This window comes from Vitreimonas sp., assembly GCF_035627415.1.
Lineage (GTDB): Bacteria > Pseudomonadota > Alphaproteobacteria > Caulobacterales > Aquidulcibacteraceae > Vitreimonas.
In genome coordinates, this window is record NZ_DASPLU010000006.1 from 145088 (window position 1) to 163699 (window position 18612).

The following is an 18612-nucleotide window of genomic DNA, read 5'->3' on the forward strand; positions in this document are numbered from 1 at the left end:
AGCTGATCCGTCAGGCCTGGCGTTTGGCGGCCGTTTCGACCACCCAGCCGGCTGGAGTGCTGCGCGCCTCGAGCACGTCGGGGCCGCCCCTCCGGGCTTCGCGCCGCCGCGGCCAAAACCGCATGGCGACCGCAGCGCCGGTGACCATCAACCCGACGATCACCGCCGCGGCGAACGCGAAAAAGAGAGCGAGGGCCGCCCCGACCGCGAGGACCGCGAGCCCTGCCGCGCGCAGGAAGGCGGACAGCGCAGCGGACCCGAAATCAACAGCGTTAGCGGTCATGAAGGAACAGCTCCTCGCTTCAATATGGCTGGTGAGTCTGCTGGTTCAATGCGGCGCTCCTACGGCGGGGTCCCTCGCCGCTCACTTCGCCGCGACGCTGAGCTCTTCACGAATTCGCGCGTAGGCGGCGTTGATCGCCGCCGTCTTGTCGCGGGCGATCTCGACGAACTCGGGCGGGGCGCCGCGCTGAGTCATCCGATCGGGGTGGTTTTCCGCCGCCATCCGCCGCCAAGCGTGGCGCACCTCGTCCATGTCCGCGCCCGGCAGCAGGCCCAGGATGGCATAGGGATCGCCCACCTCGGGGCCGAGATTGGTGGCCTTGATCCGGCGGAACTCCATCTCGCTGAACCCGAAATGCGCAGCGACCTGCTCGAGATAGGCCAGTTCCGCGTCGCCGACGGCGCCGTCGGCGCCGGCGATGTGGAACAGGCCGTCCAGCACGTCCTCAAGCAGGCAAGGCCGAGCGCGGTACTTGCGCCCGATCTGCTTTGCATAGGATTCAAATCCTAGAACCGTCTGCTTCGCCAGCGAAAATGCGCGGCGGAAGTTCTGCTCTTCCCCGGGCGGCGGCCGGAACACCTGCGCCGCAGCGTGGAGCTCGGCTTCGCTTACCGCACCGTCCGCTTTAGCCATTTTCGCCGCAAGCCCGATGACGGCTGCGGTGAAGCCGACATCGTTCGGGCGCGGCGCGCACTCCTCGGCAAACTCCGGCGGCTCGGCCTCCGGATCGAAGGCCTTCGCCGCCATTTCCACAATGCGGGACCAAACTGACATGACGCCATTGTCGCCGATGGCGGACGCCGGCGCCACCCCGCCGGTCGCAGATCAGCCGACCATTGTCTCAGCCGGCGGGCGGCGCGGCGCCGCGCAGAGCCGCCACTTCCGAACGCAGGGCGCGCACCTCGTCGAGGATGCGGTGCTGCACGACAGCGGCGTCTTCCTGCGCCTCGGCGATCTCCTCGACGTCTTCTTGCACGTCCTCGAGCTCTTCCTTGATCGCCTCCTGCGGCGCCTGCTGCACCGCTTCGACGATGACGCCGATGAAGAGGTTCAGCACCGCAAACGCGGCGATCACGGTGAAGCTCAGGACGAAGAACCAAGCGTACGGATATTCAGGCTGCAACCGGGCGATCGTGTCGCCCCAGCCGTCGAACTGCGACAAAGCAAAGAGCGAAAGCGCGCTTTCGCCGAGATCGCGGAAGCCCTCCTCCTCGTGGAAGAGCGTCGTGCCCATCACCGCGCCGATGTAGAACACGATCGCAAGGATCGCGAGCGTGGCGAGGATGCCGGGCATCGCGCCGAACAACGCCTCCACCACGCGCCGCATCTGCGGCACCGCGCTGACCAGGCGGAAAACGCGAACGACGCGCAAGGTGCGCAGCGCCGAGATCGCCGGGTTCACGGCGACGTAGCTGAGGCCAATGACGATGATGTCGAACCAATTCCAGCCGCTCTTGAAGTAGCGCCTCGGACCTTGGGCGAAAAACTCGAGCACGAGTTCGGCGGTGAAGATCCAGAGGAAGTAGACATTCCACTGATCGATCTGCGCGTGATACGGGTTGGCCTCTCCGTAGTGCGCATCGTAGCCGAGGATCGCTGCGTTCGCGATGATGCAGCCAAGGATGAAGCCGTCCCAGAGCCAGTTGCGCGTGAGCCAGCGAAAAAGCGCGATGCCGCCGCGACGCGCCTTCTTCGCTTTGACTTTCCCCACAGGCGTTTGCACGCCTACCGTCGCCGTCGCAGCGCCGTTGGCCATGTCGACTTCCCCTCCACCGCCGGTCCCTCCACCGGCAGCGCAGGTTAGCGCGTTTGCAATGCGTCGGGAAAGCTTTAGCCGACCGGAACCCCGGCGGCGCTCGCCGCCGTTTGCTGACGAGCCGCTTCGGCGAGGACATTCAGAATGAAGCCCTGCACGCGATAGGTGCGCCCGCCCCAATGCCGGCCGGGCACATGCCAGACGCGCACTTCGGACCAGTCGCCGGCTTCTGAGACATCCTGGATCGGCACGTCGCGGGTGATTTCGCCGGCGTTCAACCAGTTGGCGTGATCGACGATAATCATGCGCGAAGAGACGATTTCCTTCACCACCGCCACGTGGCCGCGGCTCGACGTGGCGTAGCCGTGCAGAACGAGCACCGCGCCTTCGCTCGGGTCTTCCGCGGTTTCGTAGCGGCCGGCGGCTTGGCGCCACCAGGTGTTGGCGTTGCCGTAGAGATCGACGCCGGATTCGCGGCGGGCGAATGGGACGCATTGCAGCCGCGCCCGGCCGTTGGTGACCCGGGCGGTCGGTTCGTAGACTTCGTCCGGCAGGCGCTCGAACGCGCTGGGCGCGAGCCTGGAATGATCGGACGCTCCGTCCGTGACGCTCGGATCGATGGCCAAATCCATCGACAGCGGCGTCAAAGCGCTCGCATCGGACGGCGCCGCGAAACCGGCGACGGCCGCGGCGGCGAGGAGAAGCGCGCGGGAATCCAACATGCCCTGATGCCCAGGCGAGGCCTTTGCCCCAAACTGGCACACACAAACGCGCCAACGGACTTAAAGAACGCTTAATTGCGAAGCTGAACTCTTAGAAAGGTGCGTTGAATATGGTAAATGGAAGCGCAGAAGAACTACATCTAGTTCAGTGTTCGCAGTAATACTTCTTAATTTTAGTCTGGCGACCTCATCAATAAATCTTAACGCCGCTCACTAACTCGTCGCCGCATGCATCGTGAACGGGTGGATGAAGCCTTCGGCGCTGTAGGTCCGCCCGCCCCAATGGCCGCCGGGGATGTGCCAGACGCGGACCTCGCTCCAATCGTTCGCCGCCGACACGTCCATCACCGGCACGTTGACGCTGATCTCGCCGCCGTTCAGCCAATTGGCGTGATCGACGCGGATGACGCGGTTGGAGACGATCTCTTTGACCACGGCGACGTGGCCCCGGTGGGGGGTGTTGTGGCCGCGCAGCACGAATACCGAGCCGGGGGCTGGGGAGTTGGAGCGCGGGTAGCGGCCTTCGGCTTGGCGCCACCAGGTGTTGGCGTTGCCGTAGATTTCCACCCCGGAGGCGCGGCGGGCGAAGGGGACGCACTGGAGCCGGGCCGCATAATCGGCGACCTGCGGCGGCGCCGAGGGCTCGTACGGAAGGTCCAGCCGCGGCGCCGACACGGCGGTGGCGCTGATCGGCGCCGGCGCCGAGGCGCAGGCGGCGAGCGCAAACGCCAGCCCCGCCAGGCCCAGCGCCTTCGCCGGCCAGGTTAACCTCAGACTCATCATTTCGGCGCCGATCTTAGACCAGGGCGGTTGGTATTGGGTGAATGCGCCCTGCCGCCGCACTTGACCGGGCGGCGGTTTCCGCGTCAGGCCGGAGCGATGAGCGAGCGCCCCGCCCTGATCGTCCGGCCCTGTTTCCAGCAAGACCTGGAAATGGTTCAGCTTATTTACGCCCACCACGTCCTGACCGGGACCGGCACGTTCGAGATCGAGCCGCCCAGCCTCGACGAGATCGGCGCCCGCTGGGGCCATGTGGTGCAGCGCGGCTGGCCGTTCCTGGTCGCCTCCCCGGCCGACAATCTGAGCCGGGTGATGGGCTTCGCCTATGCCACGCAGTACCGGGATCGGGCCGCTTACGCGAAGACGTTCGAGGTCTCGATCTACAGCGCCCCGACGACGATGCGCCAAGGCGTGGGCGCGCTCTTGCTGCGCAATCTGCTCGGCACGCTGCAGACCGATGGCGTGCGCGAAGCGCTGGCGTTCATCGGCGACAGTTACAACGCCGCCTCGATCGGCCTGCACGCCAAGCTCGGCTTCCGCCATGTCGGCACGCTGACGAATGTCGGCGAGAAATTCGGACGCTTGCTCGACGTCGTCGTGATGCAGCGCAGCATTCCTCCGCTCGGGTCGTCGACCTGAGCCGACTGTAAATCGACTGCAGCGCGCGCCCAGCGCGAGTAAGAAATCGGTAACCATGCCGACTTCATGCTCGTGCGCATTGGGAGGAGATCGCGATGCTTTTACGCAAGCTCGTGGTCGTTGGGTTGGTCGGGTTCGTAAGTTTCGCTGCCAATATCGCCACAGCCGAAGACGCGGGCGGGCCTCACTCCACTTTGGTTGGCGTCGACAACGCCAGTTTTGTCGATCCGAGCGAGGCATTCGCCGATCGTTTCGATCTGAGTTTCGGCGAAGCATCAGACCCCCGCTTCATCAATTTCGCCCCCTCGCCCTCCGGCGACGACGCTGCGAACCGTTCCGATTATCGCCGTTACGAAGTCGAACTGGTCGCCCATGCGGGCGCCGGATTTGACGTCGCCTTCGCCCAGCGTGCGGGACTGGGCTTCAACCGGCACGGCGATCTCGAGCGTGAGAGCCGCGGCTCCGAACTTCGGTTCGGCCGGGTTCGCAGCGACGAGCCGAGCTCCGAGCCGACCTGGTACTTCTTTGCCGCTTCCGAGGACGAAGCGCTGACTTGGCGGCCGGGCGTCCGCAACGATTTCGGCGGCCGGGGCTCCTCGTTCACGGTGCAGGACCGGGTCGAGATCGGCGATATGCAGGCTGGCGTCACCTACGAGCGCGACGGCTGGCAGGCCTCGGTGGCTTATGTGCAGCGCGAAGTCAGCGTCCGCACCGGAGCCCGCACGATTTCTCACGACGAGGACTTCACCGGTCTGACGCTAACCATGCGACACTGAAAATCGCTGTGATTCCTTTTCATCACGCCCCCGTCAGGTCTTCACATGCGCCGGAACCCGTGGCAGCCATTGTGCATTGCCGCTTCGTTGGATCGTTTCAGTACGAGGCTGTAATGGGTGGGACGAAAGTCTTGCGAACAGCACTGCTGGCAGGCGCCGTGATCGCGGCGAGCGCGGTGGGCGTGACCCTCGCGGGCGCGCAGGAAGCTGCGCAACCGGCGCTCTTGGTCAATCTGATGGATCCCGAAGCGGACCTGCCGGAAGGCGCCGCGCTCAACCTTTCCGTCCGTGACGACAACAGCCAACCGATTTCACCGATCGGCCCGACGCAAGGCGACGGCGATCGCCGCGGCGTCGAACTCGAACTCGCGGCCGGCGGCGGCGATTCTCCGCTCGACGTCTCGATCGCCCAGCGCGCCTCGATCGGCGCCAACGCCGATGGCGACATCGACAGACGTGGGCGCGGTTCGGAACTGCGCGTCGGTCGCGGCCTCGTCGGTGAGCGTGACAGCGGCAATCGCGGCTCCTCCACTTATGTGTTCGTCGCTTCCGAAGACGAAGCGCTGACTTGGCAGCCCGGCTCGCGCAACGAGTTCGGCGGCCAAGGCGCCTCGTTCGCGCTGCAGGACCAAGTCGAAGTCGGCGATCTCGCCGCCGGCGTCACTTGGGAGCGCAACGGCGTGCAGACCTCGCTCGCCTATGTCGAGCGCGAAGAATCCACCCGCGTCGGCAATCAGACCTACAGCCAGGACGAGAGCTTCACTGGCGTAACCGTGACGATGCGGCGGTGACGCGCTGCGCGTGTCACAGGCAATAGGCAATGGGCAGTAGGCAATAGGCGCGTTCGTGCGCCGGCCGATGCCGGTTCTCGAATTTCCAGCCATTGCCTACTCCCCCAACAAGAGGACGGGGCGCGTCGGACGCGCCGAGTTAGTTTCTAGAATGCGTCGCCCGATCGCTCGAACGACGCGCGCGTCGAACGCGCCCCGCACATCGGCTGTTTGTCCCGGATTGGCGACCAGGAGTTTGTGGCGCACCAGCATGGAAAGCACGCAGGGGCCTTGGCTCCTTATGGCCACGAGCCGGTTCAGCGCGTCAGAGTCTTCCGAAAAAACTCTGGACCCTGCGGTTTCACGCCCCGCAGGCAATGCAGACATCGTTCGCTTCGCCCTTCGGGCCTGGAAAGCGTCGTACCCTCTGCAAGGGCCCTCTCGACATTCCCACGTCCGCGGACTTCCTCAACGATGGGAAGCTGTCGCTTCGTGTCCTTCGTGAGTCTCCTTGTGTCTTTGTGTTTTTCAACACGAAGGCGCAAAGGCCGCACAACGATCACAAAGCTTCTCCCTTCCATCGAAGCGACGCCTGCCGCGCCAGCTGACGCTCTCACCTTTCAAAGCTTCGGAGCTCTTCGAAATCCTCTCATGTGAGAACGAGAGCATTATACCCCAGCTTTGGCGCGGTCGGATTGATTTTGCCGCGATCGTTGATTGCGCTGGGATTTTGCGCGCGAAAGTGTAGGATAGATGGCGCGGCTATCCCCGTTCTTCCTTGCCTGCTGCTGCGATCAGTAGAGTTCAAGGCACGCGGCGTCGTGGCTTTCGATGAAGTCTGTGATCAGCACGGCTCGATCGCGCATGAGACGTTCGACGACGCGTGTCGGCTGATTGCCGCAGCGCAGCCAGATGACCTTGGGCGGCGCCCCTCGGAGCGCCGCCAGCTCCGCAAAGTCCGCGTCCAAAGTGACGATCGTGCAGCTTTCGCGGCGCGCGAAGTCCCATATTGCGTCGTCGCTTGCCTGATCGAGTCCGAGCGCTTTCACCTGCGCGGTCGCAGGAAAAATGTCCGCCAGCATGCGGCAGAGACGATGGCTGAGATTTTGATCGAACAGCAGCTTCACGCTGTCGCGGTCATGATGCGGCGTTCGCGATCGGCGGCGTAGGCCAGCGCCGCGCGAATGTCCGTTTCCGTCAGTTCAGGATAGTCCGTTACGATCTCCGCCGGCGTCATGCCGGCCGCGAGCCATCCCAGAATGTCGGCAACGGCGATCCGCATGCCCCTTATGCAGGGACGGCCGCCGCGCTTGCCCGGCTCCTGGGTGATAATGCCGTGATAGTCTGCGGTCATAGAGCAAATATAGCACGCTTTCCGGCCCCGCAGCGAGGAGGGCTCCGCCGGAGCGGCGCGCTCAGAGGCCGGCTGCCTTAATCCACAGCTGGCAGCCCCTGCTCGGCTCGCTAGGCCGGTGAATCGCTGCATGGTCGGACCCGGGCGGCGGTAACCTTTTTGAAAGGCGACTCGCGCCCTCATGCGCCATATGTGGTGGCCCGCGGGTCACAAAATCCCTATATCTAGGGTTACGTTTCGGCTTCGAAAGGGAGTTTCGCGGATGGCTGGTGAAAACGGGAGCAAGCTGACGGGGCTCCGCACGCCATCGGTGGGCTACAAGCCGTTCCGCTATCCGTGGGCGTACGAATTCTGGCGCCGCCAACAGCAGGTGCACTGGCTGCCGGAAGAAGTGCCGCTCGGCGAGGACGTGAAGGACTGGGCTTCGAAGCTCAGCGACGAGGAGCGCAATCTGCTGACGCAGATCTTCCGCTTCTTCACTCAGAGCGATGTCGAGGTGAACGACAATTACATGGAGCGCTATGCGCGCGTGTTCAAACCGACCGAGATCAAGATGATGCTCGCGTCGTTCTCGAACATCGAGACGGTGCACATCGCCGCTTACGCGCTGCTGCTCGAAACCATCGGCATGCCGGATAGCGAATTCGCCGCCTTCTATGACTACCAGGCGATGCGCGACAAGCACGATTACATGGGCAAGTTCGGCGTCGACACGGATGAAGACATTCTGCGCACGCTCGCCATGTTCGGCGCCTTCACCGAGGGGCTGCAGCTGTTCGCGTCGTTCGCGATGCTGATGAACTTCCCGCGCTTCAACAAGATGAAGGGCATGGGCCAGATCATCACCTGGTCCGTGCGCGACGAGAGCCTGCACTGTGAAGGCATGATCAAGCTCTTCCATGCGTACGCGAAGGAAACCGGCGCGCTGACGGACGCGGTGAAGGCCGACATCATCGAATGCTGCAAGACCGTCGTCGGCATGGAAGACAAGTTCATCGATCTCGCCTTCGAGATGGGCCCGGTGCAGGGGATGACGGCGGACGACATCAAAAAATACATCCGTTACATCGCCGATTGGCGCTTGGGTCAGCTGGGGCTGCCGAAGATTTATGGCGTGACCGAGCACCCGATCCCGTGGCTGACGGCGATTTTGAACGGCGTCGAGCACGCGAACTTCTTCGAAGCGCGGGCGACGGAATATTCGAAAGCCGCGACCAAGGGCGATTGGCACGGCGGCGAAGGCGTGTGGTCGAACTTCGATCAGATGATGGAGAAGCGGAAGGCGGCGGGTTAGTTTCGCGCTTCTCGTTACACCACCCATTCCCGGATTGGCGCGAAGCGCCAAGTCCGGGACCCATAAACGCGAATGGGATGTATCTGAGCGCTGCGCTCAAAATCGCGCACATTCGTGTTTATGGGTCCCGAGCTCTTCGCTGCGCGAAGCCCCGGGAATGGGTGGAGTTCAAGCGCTCAGATTATCGCGCAGCTTCGCAAGCGCGCTTGCGCCTACGCCGAGCTCCTGCTCGATGTAATTCAGCGCAGAACCATATTTCGCGTCGATCGCATTCAGCGCTTCGCGGAGATAATCGACGTGGACGCCGAGCATCGGCTTGAGCGCGGCGCTGTCGAGTTTGCGGCCGAGGCGTTCTTCGATGCGCTGCTGGATGCGCGGCATGCGGGCTTCGAGATCGACGGCCTCGTTGGTGAATTCGTAGTCGGCGAAGATGGCGTCCTCGTCGACGCCGAGCGCGGTCAAAGTCAGCGCGCAGATGATGCCGGTGCGGTCCTTGCCGGCGGCGCAGTGGACGACGCCCGCGCCGCCCTCGCCCAAAGCGGCGAACCAGTCGCGATAGAGCCCGACGAGGCGCGGATCGAACGGGATTTCGCGATAGAGACTGAGCATGTAGTCACGCGTCGATTGCGGCGTCAGTTCGCTCTGCATCAGCGCGACGAGATGCGGCGGCAGCGCGTGGCCGCCGCCGCCCTCGTCATTGAAGATGATGCGGCAGCTTTCGTTCGACCACTTGCTCGGTTCGTGCGCGCGCTCTTCGGGACGGCGGAGGTCGACGAGGAAGCGGAGGTCCATCGTGTTGAGCTTGGCGATGTCGGCTTCCGTGGCGTCATGGAAGGACGCGGAGCGAAAGAGCTTGCCGCGCGTGATCTTGCCGTGCGGCGTTTCCCAACCGCCGTAGTCGCGGAAATTGAGGATGCGGTCGAAGGGGATGAGGCGGTCGTGCATTTGGGAGGTTTTAGGTGTTAGGTGTTAGGTGTTGGGTGTTAGGGATGGACGGGCCCCATGACAATTCGAAATTACCGCGATCTTGCGGTGTGGACGAAGGCCATGGGCGTGGCGAAGGCAGTTTACGCCTTAGCGGAGCTAATGCCGAAGAAGGAAGAGTATCGGCTAACGGCGCAGATGATCCGCGCGGCGATTTCAGTTCCCGCCAATATCGCTGAAGGCCGCACCAGGGCAACCCGCAAGGACTTTGCTCACTTCATTTCAATCGCACGCGGATCCACTGCTGAGCTTGAAACGTTGCTGATGCTGGCGGTGGATGTCGCCTTCCTTTCAGCTCGCGACGTCGATCCCGTACTGTCAGACATTGAAGAAGTTGGCCGGATGCTGAACGCCCTCCACGCCAAACTCAAAGCCACCCCTAACCCCTAACGCCTAAGACCTACCGGAACGGCGGCTCGTCGAAGGCGCGGAGTTTGCGGCTATGCAGGCGATCGCGCTGTTGTTTGAGCAGCGCGACGGTTTCGAGGCCGATGCGCAGGTGCGCGCCGATGGCGCTGTCGTAGAAGCGATCGGCGACGCCGGGGAGCTTGATCTCGCCGTGCGCTGGCTTGTCGGAGATGCAGAGCAGAACGCCGTACGGCACGCGCAGACGGAAGCCTTGCGTGGCGACGCAGGCGCTTTCCATGTCGACGGCGACGGCGCGCGATTGGCTGAGCAGCTGGCGCTCCTGGTTGTAGTTGAGCTCCCAATTGCGGTCGGCGTAGGAGACGACGGTGCCGGTGCGGAGGCGCCGGCGCAGCTCTTCCTTGTCGCCGCCGAGCACTGAGTTCGCCGCATTCTGCAGCGCGATCTGCACTTCGGCGATGGCGGGGATCGGCACTTCGAGCGGCACGCGGTCGTCTAAGATTTTGTCGCGGCGCAGATAGGCGTGCGCGAGCACGTAATCGCCGATGCGCTGGGTGTGGCGCAGACCGCCGCAATGGCCGATCATCAGCCAGCAATGCGGACGCAACACCGCGAGGTGATCGGTGATCGTCTTCGCGTTGGAGGGGCCGACGCCGATGTTCACGAGCGTGACGCCGTCGCGTTCGGGCGTCGTCAGGTGATAGGCCGGCATCTGGTATTTGCGCCAGGGCGCGGCGAGCGCTTTTTGTTCGGCGTCTTTATCGCCCGCTTCGATGTGGACGTTTCCGGGGCATGAGAGGCTCCACCCTTTCGGGCCGTTGGCGACGCCGGCGGCGGCCCAGCGGATGAATTCATCGACGTAGCGCTGGTAGTTGGTGAAGAGAATCCAGGGCTGCACATCGGCCCATGGCGCGCCGGTATAGTGCTGGATGCGCTTCAGCGAATAATCGGTGCGCAGCGCATCGAACAGAGCGAGCGGCCGCGACCCGTCGAGGCGATCGATGCGGAGGCCATCGACGACGGCGTCGCCGACTTGGGTGAGACGCGGGTGGGGGAAATAGCGCGCGAGCTCTTCGGCCGGGACTTTTTCGTAAGCCGCGGCGCCAGCGGCGTCGAGCACGTAGGAATAGGGAATTTCGCTTTCGCTGACGCGGACGCTGAGTTCGGCACCGTAATCCTGCACGAGAAGCGTGAGCTGTTCGATCAAATACTCGCGGTAGAAGTTCGGCTGCGTGATGGTGACGGCGTATTCGCCGGGCCAAGTGAGCTGGCCGTAGGCGCGCGCCAGACGCGGCGCCGGCGCGCCGGGCAGATAGGTGACGCGCAGTTCGGGATAGCGGAAGAGCGCGCGCTCCTCGAACGAAGGCGGCGCGCCGCCTTCGGAAAAGCGGCGGACGGATTCGATCAGCGCAGTGACGGCGCGGTTGTGCAGGAACTCGAGGCGATCGACGGCTTCAGCGGGCGTCTTGGGATCTTCCATCGCGAGAGCATCCCCTACCCGCGCGCGGCGTCAAGGCCTAGTCGACCCGCGGAATCGGATCGACCAGGCGCGAGCGGCGGTAGGCGGTGTGCTCGAGCGTCACGCCATCCTTGAACAGGAAACCAAGCGGCGTTTCGTACGTGTAGCTCGATTCCGCCATGATGATGCTGGTGCCGGGGTTCATCATCCCGTCGGCGAGCCCCTGCACGGGATCGCCCGCGCCGCGCGGCGACATGCCGTGGCCCTCGCTCCAGACCACAGTCGCGGTGCTGTTGTTGACGATGCGGATGCTGGTGATGCGCACGCCGACATCGGCGCCGTCGCTTGGATACATGAGGACGTCGAGCGCGTCCCAATAGCCGGCGACTTCGGCGTCGGACACTTCGGTGTCGCGCGCGACCACGTCCGCGAGCGAAGCGGCGACGTTCTGGGCGCGGCTGTTGACGTTCATCGCATCGATCAGGTCGACCGAGCCCAGCAGCAAGGGCACCATGATGAAGACGGCGACGAGCGCGAACTCGACGGCGGCGGCGCCGTTGTTGTCGCGGCCGAAGCGGCGCAGGCGAAGCTTCAGGCTCATTGGTAGGGCTCGTTGCGGAACATCATGGTGGAGACCATGATCCGTTGACCGTGCGAAACGTTCGAGAACACGGGCGCGAACATCGGCGTCATGACTTCCCAGCGATAATAGGCCCGCACGACGACGATGTCGGACGGCGCGCCCGGGGTGTAGCCGAAGCCGCTTTCGCTGAACTCGCCGTTCTGGATCGGGTCGGCTTCGTCATTGCTGGCGCTGGTGAAGGAGTCGAAACGATCGACGTCGAGATAGAGGTTGCCCTCGCAGGTCATGATCATGAACTTGTTGAGCTCGTCGCAGAGCTCCTGGCGGATGTCGCCCGCCGACGCGCCGGACATTTGCGCCTCGCCCGTGCGGATCTGGCGAGCCGTTTCGGCGACGGCATAATTGAGGCTGGTCTGGGCGAAGCCGATCATGGCGACTTCGGCGAGGCCGAACAGGAATAGGAAAAACGGAAACACGACGAGCGCGAACTCGACCGCGGCCGAGCCCTTGCGTGCGCGCTTGAAGCGGCGCAGCGACGCTTTCATCGATGATTTGGCCGCGGCCATGGCGCCTCCGAACGCGCAGCTTAGGCGCCGAAGGGCTGAGAAACCGTCAAACCAAGAGGTAAATCGGCGATTTACCGGACCCCGCTCGCCGCCGCGCGGCTGGTGATCTGTTCGGTGACCGCCTCGGAGGCGGCGCCGTCGCCGATGTCGGGACGCGGCCGGCAGAGCGGCGTGCACTCGAGCCGCGCGGTTTCGACGCCGCGCGTGACCATGACGACGTCGGTCTCGTCCGGCGTCACCACGACGCGGCCGGAATAGAGCACCCGGCCCTCGGCGCCGACGACGACCAGGTTGGTCGAACCGTAGGAGCGGCCGGTGACGAACAGGAAACGATCATTCTGCACGGAAACGCCGGCGATCGCGGGATTGCCGATGGCGACGCCTTCGGCCGGCTCGGCTAATCGGATCGGAAAGGCTTGATCGAGCGCGACGCGCACGTCGCGCGCGAGCGCGGGCGTTGCGACAGTACAAACGACCGCAAGGGCGGCGGCGAACGTGCGCAAGGCGCGCATGGGGCGTTTCCTCGTAATGCTCTCATAGAGAGCTACGCGCCATTTATTGCGGGATCGCTAAGAGGCGCTTCACGCAGGCGCATTACAAATGCGTACGCGCTGAAAAATCGCATTCGTTGTTAATCTAGAATTATCTCTTCTCGTTGGGCGGGCCGTTAAACACTTCCGCGTATCGTCGACTTCGCGTCTGGGATGGGTGTCGGGTGCGACGCCTCCACCGGGCCGGTGAAAAAGCACTCGACAAACTGGAGTAGTCACATGTTGAAGCGTTTCCTGAAGAATGAAGACGGCGCCACCGCGATCGAATACGGCCTGATCGCCGCCCTGATCGGCGTCGCGATCATCACCGCCGTCACGCTGGTCGGCGACAGCCTCGAAGGCGTGTTCACGCAGATCTCGACGGACCTCAACAACGCGAACTAATCGCTATGGCCGCGCTGCGCGTCCCTCGGGCGCGCAGCGCGAGCGTCCTTTCAAGTTCCCCTCCTCCTCGCGCCGCCCCTCGGGCGGCGCTTTTGTTTTTTCGGCGGAAATTAGCGCGTCGTTTCTCTCCTTAAACTCTTTCTTGAGAGGCGGCGCGACATGCTCCGCGGCTATGGTCGAAGCGCTCGCCCTTTGTGTTTTCGCGGCTCTGCTGATCTACGCGGCGTGCTCGGACGTCGCGAGCCTGACCATTCCGAATTGGGTTTCGCTCGCGATGGCGGGGCTGTTCGTTCCGGCGGCGATGCTCGCCGGCGCCCCGCTCTACCAAATCGGCTTGCACCTCCTCTTCGGCCTCGGCGTGCTCGTCGTCGGCTTCTTTCTGTTTCAAGCCAACATCATTGGCGGCGGCGACGCCAAGCTGCTCGCGGCGGCGACGGTGTGGACCGGCTTTCCGGCGTTCGCGCCGTTCGTGTTCTGGACCGCGCTCGCCGGCGGCGTGATGGCGCTCGCGCTGCTCGCGGCGCGCACTTTCATCAAGCAAGCGGAGACGAACCCCTCGTTCGTAAATCGATTGTTAAAGCACAAAGGCGGAATCCCCTACGGCGTGGCCATCATGGCCGGCGGCCTGATGGCGATTCCGGCCCTTCCGTTCATGACGAGCCCGTTAACCCTGCCTTAGCCATGAGCGTGGTCTGTTCGGCCGGGGTGTTCGGGGCCGGATCACGCGGGGAGTGAGAGTATGTCAGCGCGTCAGCTGATTGTCCTGGTCATCGCCGCGATCGCGGCGATCGGCGCGCTTTTTCTCATCCGCAGCATGGGCGGCGACGACGACACCGCCACGTCCGAGGAAGCGTCGCCGATTGCGGGCCAGCAGGTTCTCGTCGCGGCGCGCGACGTGCCGCAAGGCGCGGCGCTGACCCCGAGCGACCTCGCCGTGGCCTTGTTTCCCGAAGAATCCGTCGCGCCGAGCTTCGTGCGCGTGGCCGACAACCCGTCGGCGCAATCCGACTTCGTTGGCGCGGTGACGCGCCGCGCGTTCGTTCAAGGCGAGCCGATCACCACCAACTACATCGTGCAGCCCGAAGGGCGCGGCTTCCTGGCGGCGCAGCTGCAGCCAGGCTTCCGCGCCGTGGCGATCGAGATCGAGCGCGAGACGGCGGTCGGGGGCTATGTCCAGCCGAACGACCGCGTCGACGTGATCATGTCGCACAAGTTCAACGAGGGTTCAGAGGAGCGCGTCGCCAGCGAGATCGTGCTCGAGGATATCCGGGTGCTCGCGTTGGGCGATACGACGCAAACGCAGACCAGCGGCGAAGCGCCGGCGACTGTGGACGCGAACTTCGCGGTGCTCGAGCTCTCCGCCGATGACGCGCGCGTCCTCGCGCAGGCCGATCAGCTCGGCGACATCTCGCTCGCGCTGCGCGGCGTGCAGGTCGACACAGTCGGCATGACCAGCACGCGACGCAACAATGGTGTCGGCCAATCGTCGGGCGCTGTGCGGATACACGCATACGGCTCGGTGCTCGGGGGTGGCAGATGAATCGGGGCAGGTCCCTTCGCGTATCGCTCGCCACGGCGCTGACCGCAGCCGTGGCGTTGACGCCCGGCCAGGTCGTTGCGCAGGTCGAGCCGGCCAGCGCAACGAGCATGCGCATCACCGGGGGCGGCGGCGCGCAATCGGCGTCGCTCGTTCTCCCCTTCGGCAAGTCGGCGATCATCGACTTGCCCGCGGACGCGCGCGACATCCTGATCTCGAACCCGCAGATCGCCGACGCCACCGTGCGCACGGCGCGGCGCGCTTATGTGATCGGCCGCCAGCTCGGCCAGACCAATATCTTCTTCTTCGACGCCAGCGGGCGCCAGATCGCCAACGTGGAGATCCGCGTCGAACCGGACGTGGAGCCGCTCAACGACATCCTGAGCCGATACACGCCGGATGCGAACATCACAGCGGAGGCCGTGAACGGCTCGATCGTGCTCTCGGGCACGGCGCGCAGCGCCGGAGAAGCCGATCGCGCGCACCAGATCGCCACGCAATACGTCGCCACCACGGGCGGGGGCGCATCCGGCGGAGCGGAAAGCCCTGATCGCATCGTGAATCTGATCCAGGTTCAGGGCAGCGAACAGGTGCTGGTGCGCGTTCGCGTCGTCGAGATGAGCCGCACTTTGGTGCGCCAGCTCGGCATCAACACGAACTACGAGGAGCTGATCAACCAGTTGGTCGGCGAAGACGATTTCATCGACATCGCCACCCGCAACGGCTTCTCGATCAACGGATCGCTGCTCGGCGGCCTCAGCGCCGCAGGCGGCGTCGCCGAGAATATTCTGAGACCGAACAGCTACACCTACCCTTCCGGCACGGTCGACCCCAACATTACGACGGGCGATGCCGGAGTCGGCGGGTACGAGTTCGATCCGGACACGGGGCAAATCACGTACGGACCCGCTTCGGTGCAGAGCGCCCGCCGCACTGACGCTTCGATCGAAGCGTTCGAGCGGGCGGGCCTGCTGCGCGTGCTGGCCGAGCCAAATCTGACGGCGATCTCCGGCGAAGCGGCGCGTTTCCTGGCCGGCGGCGAATTCCCGGTGCCGGTCAATTCCGAAGACGGCCAGATCTCGGTCGAGTTCAAGCCGTTCGGCGTCGGCCTCGCCTTCACCCCCGTGGTGATGTCGGGCGGGCGCATCTCGCTCAAGGTCGCGACCGAAGTCAGCGAACTCACCACGGAAGGCGCGATCTCGACCGGCGACACGCCAATCCGCAATGAAGACGGCACCACCACCGTGATCCGCGGCATCACCATCCCTGCCCTGCAGGTGCGGCGCGCGGAGACGACGCTGGAAATGTCGTCCGGCAGCTCGATCGTGCTCGCGGGCCTGATCCAAGAACGCACGCGCCATGCGCTCGAAGGCGTGCCGGGCGTGATGAACACGCCGGTGCTGGGCTCGCTCTTCCGCTCGCGCGACTTCGTCAACAACGAAACCGAACTCGTCATCATTGTGACGCCGTACCTTGTGCGGCCGACGAGCCCGGATCAGCTGCGCACGCCGGCCGACGGCTTCATGAACCCGAGCGAAGGCGAAAGCCTGCTCACCGGCCGGCTCAACTCCATCTACCGCCCCGCGCGCGGCTCCGACGGCGCGCGCGAGAATGCGCGCCTCCAGGGCCCGCATGGCCACGTGATCGAATGATGAGGCACGCCATGAAATCCCGCCTGCCTGTTCTGCTGCTCGGCGTCAGCACCCTCGCCGCCTGCGCAAGCGTGCCGACGCCCGAGGGCCCGCCGGTCGCCAGCGCCGCCGACCGCCATCGCATCGAGGTGACGCAAACGGCGGAGCGCGTCGAAATTCTGGTGGAGTCCGGCGACGTTTCGCTTTCGCCCGAAGCGCGCGCACACCTGCGCATGCTCGCGAGCAATTACCTGCGCTACGGCCACGGACCGCTGGTGCTGAGTTCGCCGTCGGGCGGCGCCAACACCGACGCCGCGTCCGTGCTGGCGCACGAAGCGCGCATGTCGCTGGTCGATGCGGGCGTTTCCTACGCCGCGGTGGCCGGCTCCACCTATGACGGGTCCGGCGGCGACGCGCCGATCGTCGCAAGCTTCACCCGGTTCGAAGCGCACGCGCCGGAATGCGCGCCGCTGTGGGAGCAAGACCTGGCGCATCAAAGCAACAACCAGCCGTGGGCCAGCTTCGGCTGCGCCACCCAAGCCAATCTCGCCGCTTTGGTCGAGGACCCGGCCGACCTGCTGCGCCCGCGCAACGCCGATCCGCGCGACAGCGGGCGCCGCGAGACGGTCATGGACGCTTATCGCAACGGCGATCCGACGCACGCCGAGCGGAGCAGCGACGAGCGCGTCGCCATCAGCAACGCGGTCAGCAATTAGGGAAAGCGGATGAGCAACCCCGATCCCGCCTGGAGCCTCGGCACGGACGACGACTTCGTGCTCGAAGATGACGAGAGCTTCGGCGTCGGCGACCTCGAAGGCGCCGAGTTGCCGCCGTTCGATGACGGCGCAGCTGCGCATGCGACTGAAGCGCCGGCATCGCCCTTGACCGACGAGGATCCGTTCGGCCTCGGCGCGCCGGCCGTGGTCGCCGCCGCGCTGCCGGCGACGCCGCGTGAAACCGGGCGCGTCACCGAACAGCCGGTGCCGCGCATCAGCATTCATGCAAGCTGCGACAGGCCGGAAATCTCCGATCTGATCGCCGGCATCGCCGCCGACCGCCGCATGGCGCGCGCGGAAGTGACAGTGGAGCCCGGCGGCATCGACGCGGCGGTCGCGCGCTTCGCGGCGCAAGGCAGCCCCAATCTCCTCATCATCGACACGCTGCTGCAGGGCGCGGCGATGCTGCACCACCTCGACCGCCTGGCGCAGGTGATCGAGGAAGGCACAAAGGTCGTCATCATCGGCGCGGTCAACGACATCGCCCTCTTCCGCGAGCTGATGGCGCGCGGCGTCAGCGAATACATCGTGCCGCCGCTGCAGCCGCTCGACCTGATCCGCACCGTGTGCGGGCTTTACGTGCATCCAGACAAGCCGTTCGCCGGCCGCGTCGTCGCCGTGATCGGCGCGCGCGGCGGCATCGGCGCGTCGACAGTGGCGCACAATCTCGCCTGGTCGATCGCCGAGCGGCAGGAATCGAGCGCCACCCTGCTCGATCTCGACCTCTCGTTCGGCACCGCTGCGCTCGACTTCAACCAGGACCCGCCACAGTCGATCGCCGACGCGCTGATGGCGCCCGACCGGGTCGACGACATTTTCCTCGAGCGGGTGACGACCAAGCAGACGCAGCGCCTGCAGATGCTGACAGCGCCGGCGACGTTGGAGCGCGAGTTCGAACTCGATCCGCAGTCCTACGAAATGGTGATCGAGCGTGTGCGGCGCACCAGCCCCTATGTCGTGCTCGATCTGCCGCACATCTGGACCTCCTGGGTGAAGCACACGCTACTCTCGGCCGACGATGCGATCATCGTCGCGGGGCCGGACCTGGCCAGCCTGCGCAACACCAAGAACATCATGGACCTGTTGAAGGCGATGCGCCCCTACGACTCGCCGCCGACGGTGGTGCTGTCGATGGTCGGCGTGCCGAAGCGGCCGGAGATTCCGTTCAAGGACTTCGCCGAGGCGCTGGGCGCCGAGCCGATCGCCTCGATTCCGTTCGATCCGCAGCTGTTCGGCATGGCCGCGAACAACGGCCAGATGGTCGGCGAAGTCGCCGCGCAGTCGAAGACTGCGCTTATTCTCGATGACCTCGCGGCATCGCTCACGGGACGCAAGCCGGTGGAGGCGAAGAAGGCGTCTCTCGCCGACAAGATCCCGTTCCTGAAGCGCTAGGGAATTTGA

The 18612-nt window shown here is 65.0% G+C and carries 23 protein-coding genes; 11 read left to right on the plus strand and 12 right to left on the minus strand.

Annotation, left to right across the window (positions count from 1 at the left end):
• Window positions 1–10: 10 nt before the first annotated feature.
• From VEA80_RS03835 to VEA80_RS03855, 5 genes are all read right to left on the minus strand, one after another.
• Window positions 11–283, minus strand: coding sequence for a hypothetical protein (locus VEA80_RS03835; RefSeq protein WP_325059368.1), 273 nt, complete (start codon window positions 281–283; stop codon window positions 11–13).
• An 81-nt stretch (window positions 284–364) separates the two neighbouring features.
• Entirely contained in the window at window positions 365–1057 is a 693-nt protein-coding gene (locus VEA80_RS03840; RefSeq protein ID WP_325059369.1) for a molecular chaperone DjiA, read from the minus strand.
• Between the two features lie 67 nt (window positions 1058–1124).
• Window positions 1125–2039, minus strand: a complete 915-nt coding sequence (locus VEA80_RS03845; RefSeq protein WP_325059370.1) for an ion transporter — start codon at window positions 2037–2039, stop codon at window positions 1125–1127.
• Window positions 2040–2113: 74 nt separating this feature from the next.
• Complete coding sequence (locus VEA80_RS03850) at window positions 2114–2761, minus strand: CHAP domain-containing protein (RefSeq protein WP_325059371.1); 648 nt, start codon at window positions 2759–2761, stop codon at window positions 2114–2116.
• Window positions 2762–2974: 213 nt separating this feature from the next.
• On the minus strand, window positions 2975–3718 hold the full coding sequence (locus VEA80_RS03855; RefSeq protein WP_325059372.1) for a CHAP domain-containing protein: 744 nt from the start codon (window positions 3716–3718) through the stop codon (window positions 2975–2977).
• Between VEA80_RS03855 and VEA80_RS03860 the strand changes: the two genes are divergently transcribed.
• The 3 genes from VEA80_RS03860 (at window position 3695) to VEA80_RS03870 (ending at window position 5747) form a co-directional block, all read left to right on the plus strand.
• Window positions 3695–4180, plus strand: a complete 486-nt coding sequence (locus VEA80_RS03860) for a GNAT family N-acetyltransferase (protein ID WP_325059373.1) — start codon at window positions 3695–3697, stop codon at window positions 4178–4180. The genes VEA80_RS03855 and VEA80_RS03860 overlap by 24 nt on opposite strands.
• Before the next feature lie 95 nt (window positions 4181–4275).
• Window positions 4276–4956, plus strand: coding sequence for a hypothetical protein (locus VEA80_RS03865; protein WP_325059374.1), 681 nt, complete (start codon window positions 4276–4278; stop codon window positions 4954–4956).
• A 131-nt stretch (window positions 4957–5087) separates the two neighbouring features.
• On the plus strand, window positions 5088–5747 hold the full coding sequence (locus tag VEA80_RS03870; RefSeq protein ID WP_325059375.1) for a hypothetical protein: 660 nt from the start codon (window positions 5088–5090) through the stop codon (window positions 5745–5747).
• A 773-nt stretch (window positions 5748–6520) separates the two neighbouring features.
• On the opposite strand, the gene VEA80_RS03875 is transcribed toward VEA80_RS03870, so the two are convergent.
• Together VEA80_RS03875 and VEA80_RS03880 are read right to left on the minus strand one after the other, a co-directional pair.
• Complete coding sequence (locus tag VEA80_RS03875) at window positions 6521–6853, minus strand: DUF5615 family PIN-like protein (RefSeq protein ID WP_325059376.1); 333 nt, start codon at window positions 6851–6853, stop codon at window positions 6521–6523.
• Window positions 6850–7080 carry a DUF433 domain-containing protein gene (locus VEA80_RS03880; RefSeq protein WP_325059377.1) on the minus strand — a complete coding sequence of 77 codons (231 nt, stop codon included), beginning with the start codon at window positions 7078–7080 and terminating at the stop codon, window positions 6850–6852. The genes VEA80_RS03875 and VEA80_RS03880 overlap by 4 nt, the downstream gene beginning before the upstream one ends.
• A 262-nt stretch (window positions 7081–7342) precedes the next feature.
• On the opposite strand from VEA80_RS03880, the gene VEA80_RS03885 reads away from it, so the two are divergent.
• Complete coding sequence (locus VEA80_RS03885; protein ID WP_325059378.1) at window positions 7343–8374, plus strand: ribonucleotide-diphosphate reductase subunit beta; 1032 nt, start codon at window positions 7343–7345, stop codon at window positions 8372–8374.
• A 168-nt stretch (window positions 8375–8542) separates the two neighbouring features.
• On the opposite strand, the gene VEA80_RS03890 is transcribed toward VEA80_RS03885, so the two are convergent.
• The gene (locus VEA80_RS03890; protein ID WP_325059379.1) at window positions 8543–9319 is read right to left on the minus strand and encodes a tyrosine-protein phosphatase; all 777 of its coding nucleotides are present in this window, start codon (window positions 9317–9319) and stop codon (window positions 8543–8545) included.
• A gap of 57 nt (window positions 9320–9376) precedes the next feature.
• Here VEA80_RS03890 and VEA80_RS03895 point away from each other — a divergent pair, with 57 nt between their 5' ends.
• Complete coding sequence (locus VEA80_RS03895) at window positions 9377–9748, plus strand: four helix bundle protein (protein WP_325059380.1); 372 nt, start codon at window positions 9377–9379, stop codon at window positions 9746–9748.
• 10 nt (window positions 9749–9758) lie between these two features.
• Here the strand turns inward: VEA80_RS03895 and VEA80_RS03900 are convergent, their stop codons facing one another.
• The 4 genes from VEA80_RS03900 to VEA80_RS03915 form a co-directional block, all read right to left on the minus strand.
• Window positions 9759–11204, minus strand: a complete 1446-nt coding sequence (locus tag VEA80_RS03900; RefSeq protein WP_325059381.1) for an AMP nucleosidase — start codon at window positions 11202–11204, stop codon at window positions 9759–9761.
• Between the two features lie 37 nt (window positions 11205–11241).
• A complete protein-coding gene (locus VEA80_RS03905) occupies window positions 11242–11784 on the minus strand; it encodes a TadE/TadG family type IV pilus assembly protein (RefSeq protein ID WP_325059383.1) in 543 nt (180 codons plus the stop codon).
• The gene (locus VEA80_RS03910; protein ID WP_325059384.1) at window positions 11781–12332 is read right to left on the minus strand and encodes a TadE/TadG family type IV pilus assembly protein; all 552 of its coding nucleotides are present in this window, start codon (window positions 12330–12332) and stop codon (window positions 11781–11783) included. Before VEA80_RS03910 ends, VEA80_RS03905 begins: the two co-directional genes overlap by 4 nt.
• 71 nt (window positions 12333–12403) lie before the next feature.
• The gene (locus VEA80_RS03915) at window positions 12404–12844 is read right to left on the minus strand and encodes a pilus assembly protein N-terminal domain-containing protein (RefSeq protein ID WP_325059385.1); all 441 of its coding nucleotides are present in this window, start codon (window positions 12842–12844) and stop codon (window positions 12404–12406) included.
• 258 nt (window positions 12845–13102) lie between these two features.
• On the opposite strand from VEA80_RS03915, the gene VEA80_RS03920 reads away from it, so the two are divergent.
• The 6 genes from VEA80_RS03920 to VEA80_RS03945 all read left to right on the plus strand — a co-directional run bounded on the left by VEA80_RS03920 (window position 13103) and on the right by VEA80_RS03945 (window position 18603).
• Entirely contained in the window at window positions 13103–13267 is a 165-nt protein-coding gene (locus VEA80_RS03920; protein WP_325059386.1) for a Flp family type IVb pilin, read from the plus strand.
• A gap of 172 nt (window positions 13268–13439) precedes the next feature.
• The gene (locus VEA80_RS03925) at window positions 13440–13946 is read left to right on the plus strand and encodes an A24 family peptidase (RefSeq protein ID WP_325059387.1); all 507 of its coding nucleotides are present in this window, start codon (window positions 13440–13442) and stop codon (window positions 13944–13946) included.
• Window positions 13947–14006: 60 nt separating this feature from the next.
• Complete coding sequence (cpaB, locus tag VEA80_RS03930) at window positions 14007–14807, plus strand: Flp pilus assembly protein CpaB (protein ID WP_325059388.1); 801 nt, start codon at window positions 14007–14009, stop codon at window positions 14805–14807.
• Window positions 14804–16456, plus strand: a complete 1653-nt coding sequence (locus VEA80_RS03935) for a type II and III secretion system protein family protein (RefSeq protein WP_325059389.1) — start codon at window positions 14804–14806, stop codon at window positions 16454–16456. Before cpaB ends, VEA80_RS03935 begins: the two co-directional genes overlap by 4 nt.
• Window positions 16457–16467: 11 nt before the next feature.
• The gene (locus VEA80_RS03940) at window positions 16468–17151 is read left to right on the plus strand and encodes a CpaD family pilus assembly protein (protein ID WP_325059390.1); all 684 of its coding nucleotides are present in this window, start codon (window positions 16468–16470) and stop codon (window positions 17149–17151) included.
• A gap of 9 nt (window positions 17152–17160) precedes the next feature.
• Complete coding sequence (locus VEA80_RS03945; RefSeq protein ID WP_325059391.1) at window positions 17161–18603, plus strand: AAA family ATPase; 1443 nt, start codon at window positions 17161–17163, stop codon at window positions 18601–18603.
• Window positions 18604–18612: the final 9 nt, after the last annotated feature.

Coding starts and splice junctions, on each gene's coding strand:
- VEA80_RS03835 (WP_325059368.1), bottom strand. CDS start 283: ATGACCGCTAACGCTGTTGATTTCGGGTCCGCTGCGCTGTCCGCCTTC.
- VEA80_RS03840 (WP_325059369.1), bottom strand. CDS start 1,057: ATGTCAGTTTGGTCCCGCATTGTGGAAATGGCGGCGAAGGCCTTCGAT.
- VEA80_RS03845 (WP_325059370.1), bottom strand. CDS start 2,039: ATGGCCAACGGCGCTGCGACGGCGACGGTAGGCGTGCAAACGCCTGTG.
- VEA80_RS03850 (WP_325059371.1), bottom strand. CDS start 2,761: ATGTTGGATTCCCGCGCGCTTCTCCTCGCCGCCGCGGCCGTCGCCGGT.
- VEA80_RS03860 (WP_325059373.1), top strand. CDS start 3,695: ATGGTTCAGCTTATTTACGCCCACCACGTCCTGACCGGGACCGGCACG.
- VEA80_RS03865 (WP_325059374.1), top strand. CDS start 4,276: ATGCTTTTACGCAAGCTCGTGGTCGTTGGGTTGGTCGGGTTCGTAAGT.
- VEA80_RS03880 (WP_325059377.1), bottom strand. CDS start 7,080: ATGACCGCAGACTATCACGGCATTATCACCCAGGAGCCGGGCAAGCGC.
- VEA80_RS03885 (WP_325059378.1), top strand. CDS start 7,343: ATGGCTGGTGAAAACGGGAGCAAGCTGACGGGGCTCCGCACGCCATCG.
- VEA80_RS03890 (WP_325059379.1), bottom strand. CDS start 9,319: ATGCACGACCGCCTCATCCCCTTCGACCGCATCCTCAATTTCCGCGAC.
- VEA80_RS03895 (WP_325059380.1), top strand. CDS start 9,377: ATGACAATTCGAAATTACCGCGATCTTGCGGTGTGGACGAAGGCCATG.
- VEA80_RS03900 (WP_325059381.1), bottom strand. CDS start 11,204: ATGGAAGATCCCAAGACGCCCGCTGAAGCCGTCGATCGCCTCGAGTTC.
- VEA80_RS03905 (WP_325059383.1), bottom strand. CDS start 11,784: ATGAGCCTGAAGCTTCGCCTGCGCCGCTTCGGCCGCGACAACAACGGC.
- VEA80_RS03910 (WP_325059384.1), bottom strand. CDS start 12,332: ATGGCCGCGGCCAAATCATCGATGAAAGCGTCGCTGCGCCGCTTCAAG.
- VEA80_RS03915 (WP_325059385.1), bottom strand. CDS start 12,844: ATGCGCGCCTTGCGCACGTTCGCCGCCGCCCTTGCGGTCGTTTGTACT.
- VEA80_RS03920 (WP_325059386.1), top strand. CDS start 13,103: ATGTTGAAGCGTTTCCTGAAGAATGAAGACGGCGCCACCGCGATCGAA.
- VEA80_RS03925 (WP_325059387.1), top strand. CDS start 13,440: ATGGTCGAAGCGCTCGCCCTTTGTGTTTTCGCGGCTCTGCTGATCTAC.
- cpaB (WP_325059388.1), top strand. CDS start 14,007: ATGTCAGCGCGTCAGCTGATTGTCCTGGTCATCGCCGCGATCGCGGCG.
- VEA80_RS03935 (WP_325059389.1), top strand. CDS start 14,804: ATGAATCGGGGCAGGTCCCTTCGCGTATCGCTCGCCACGGCGCTGACC.
- VEA80_RS03940 (WP_325059390.1), top strand. CDS start 16,468: ATGAAATCCCGCCTGCCTGTTCTGCTGCTCGGCGTCAGCACCCTCGCC.
- VEA80_RS03945 (WP_325059391.1), top strand. CDS start 17,161: ATGAGCAACCCCGATCCCGCCTGGAGCCTCGGCACGGACGACGACTTC.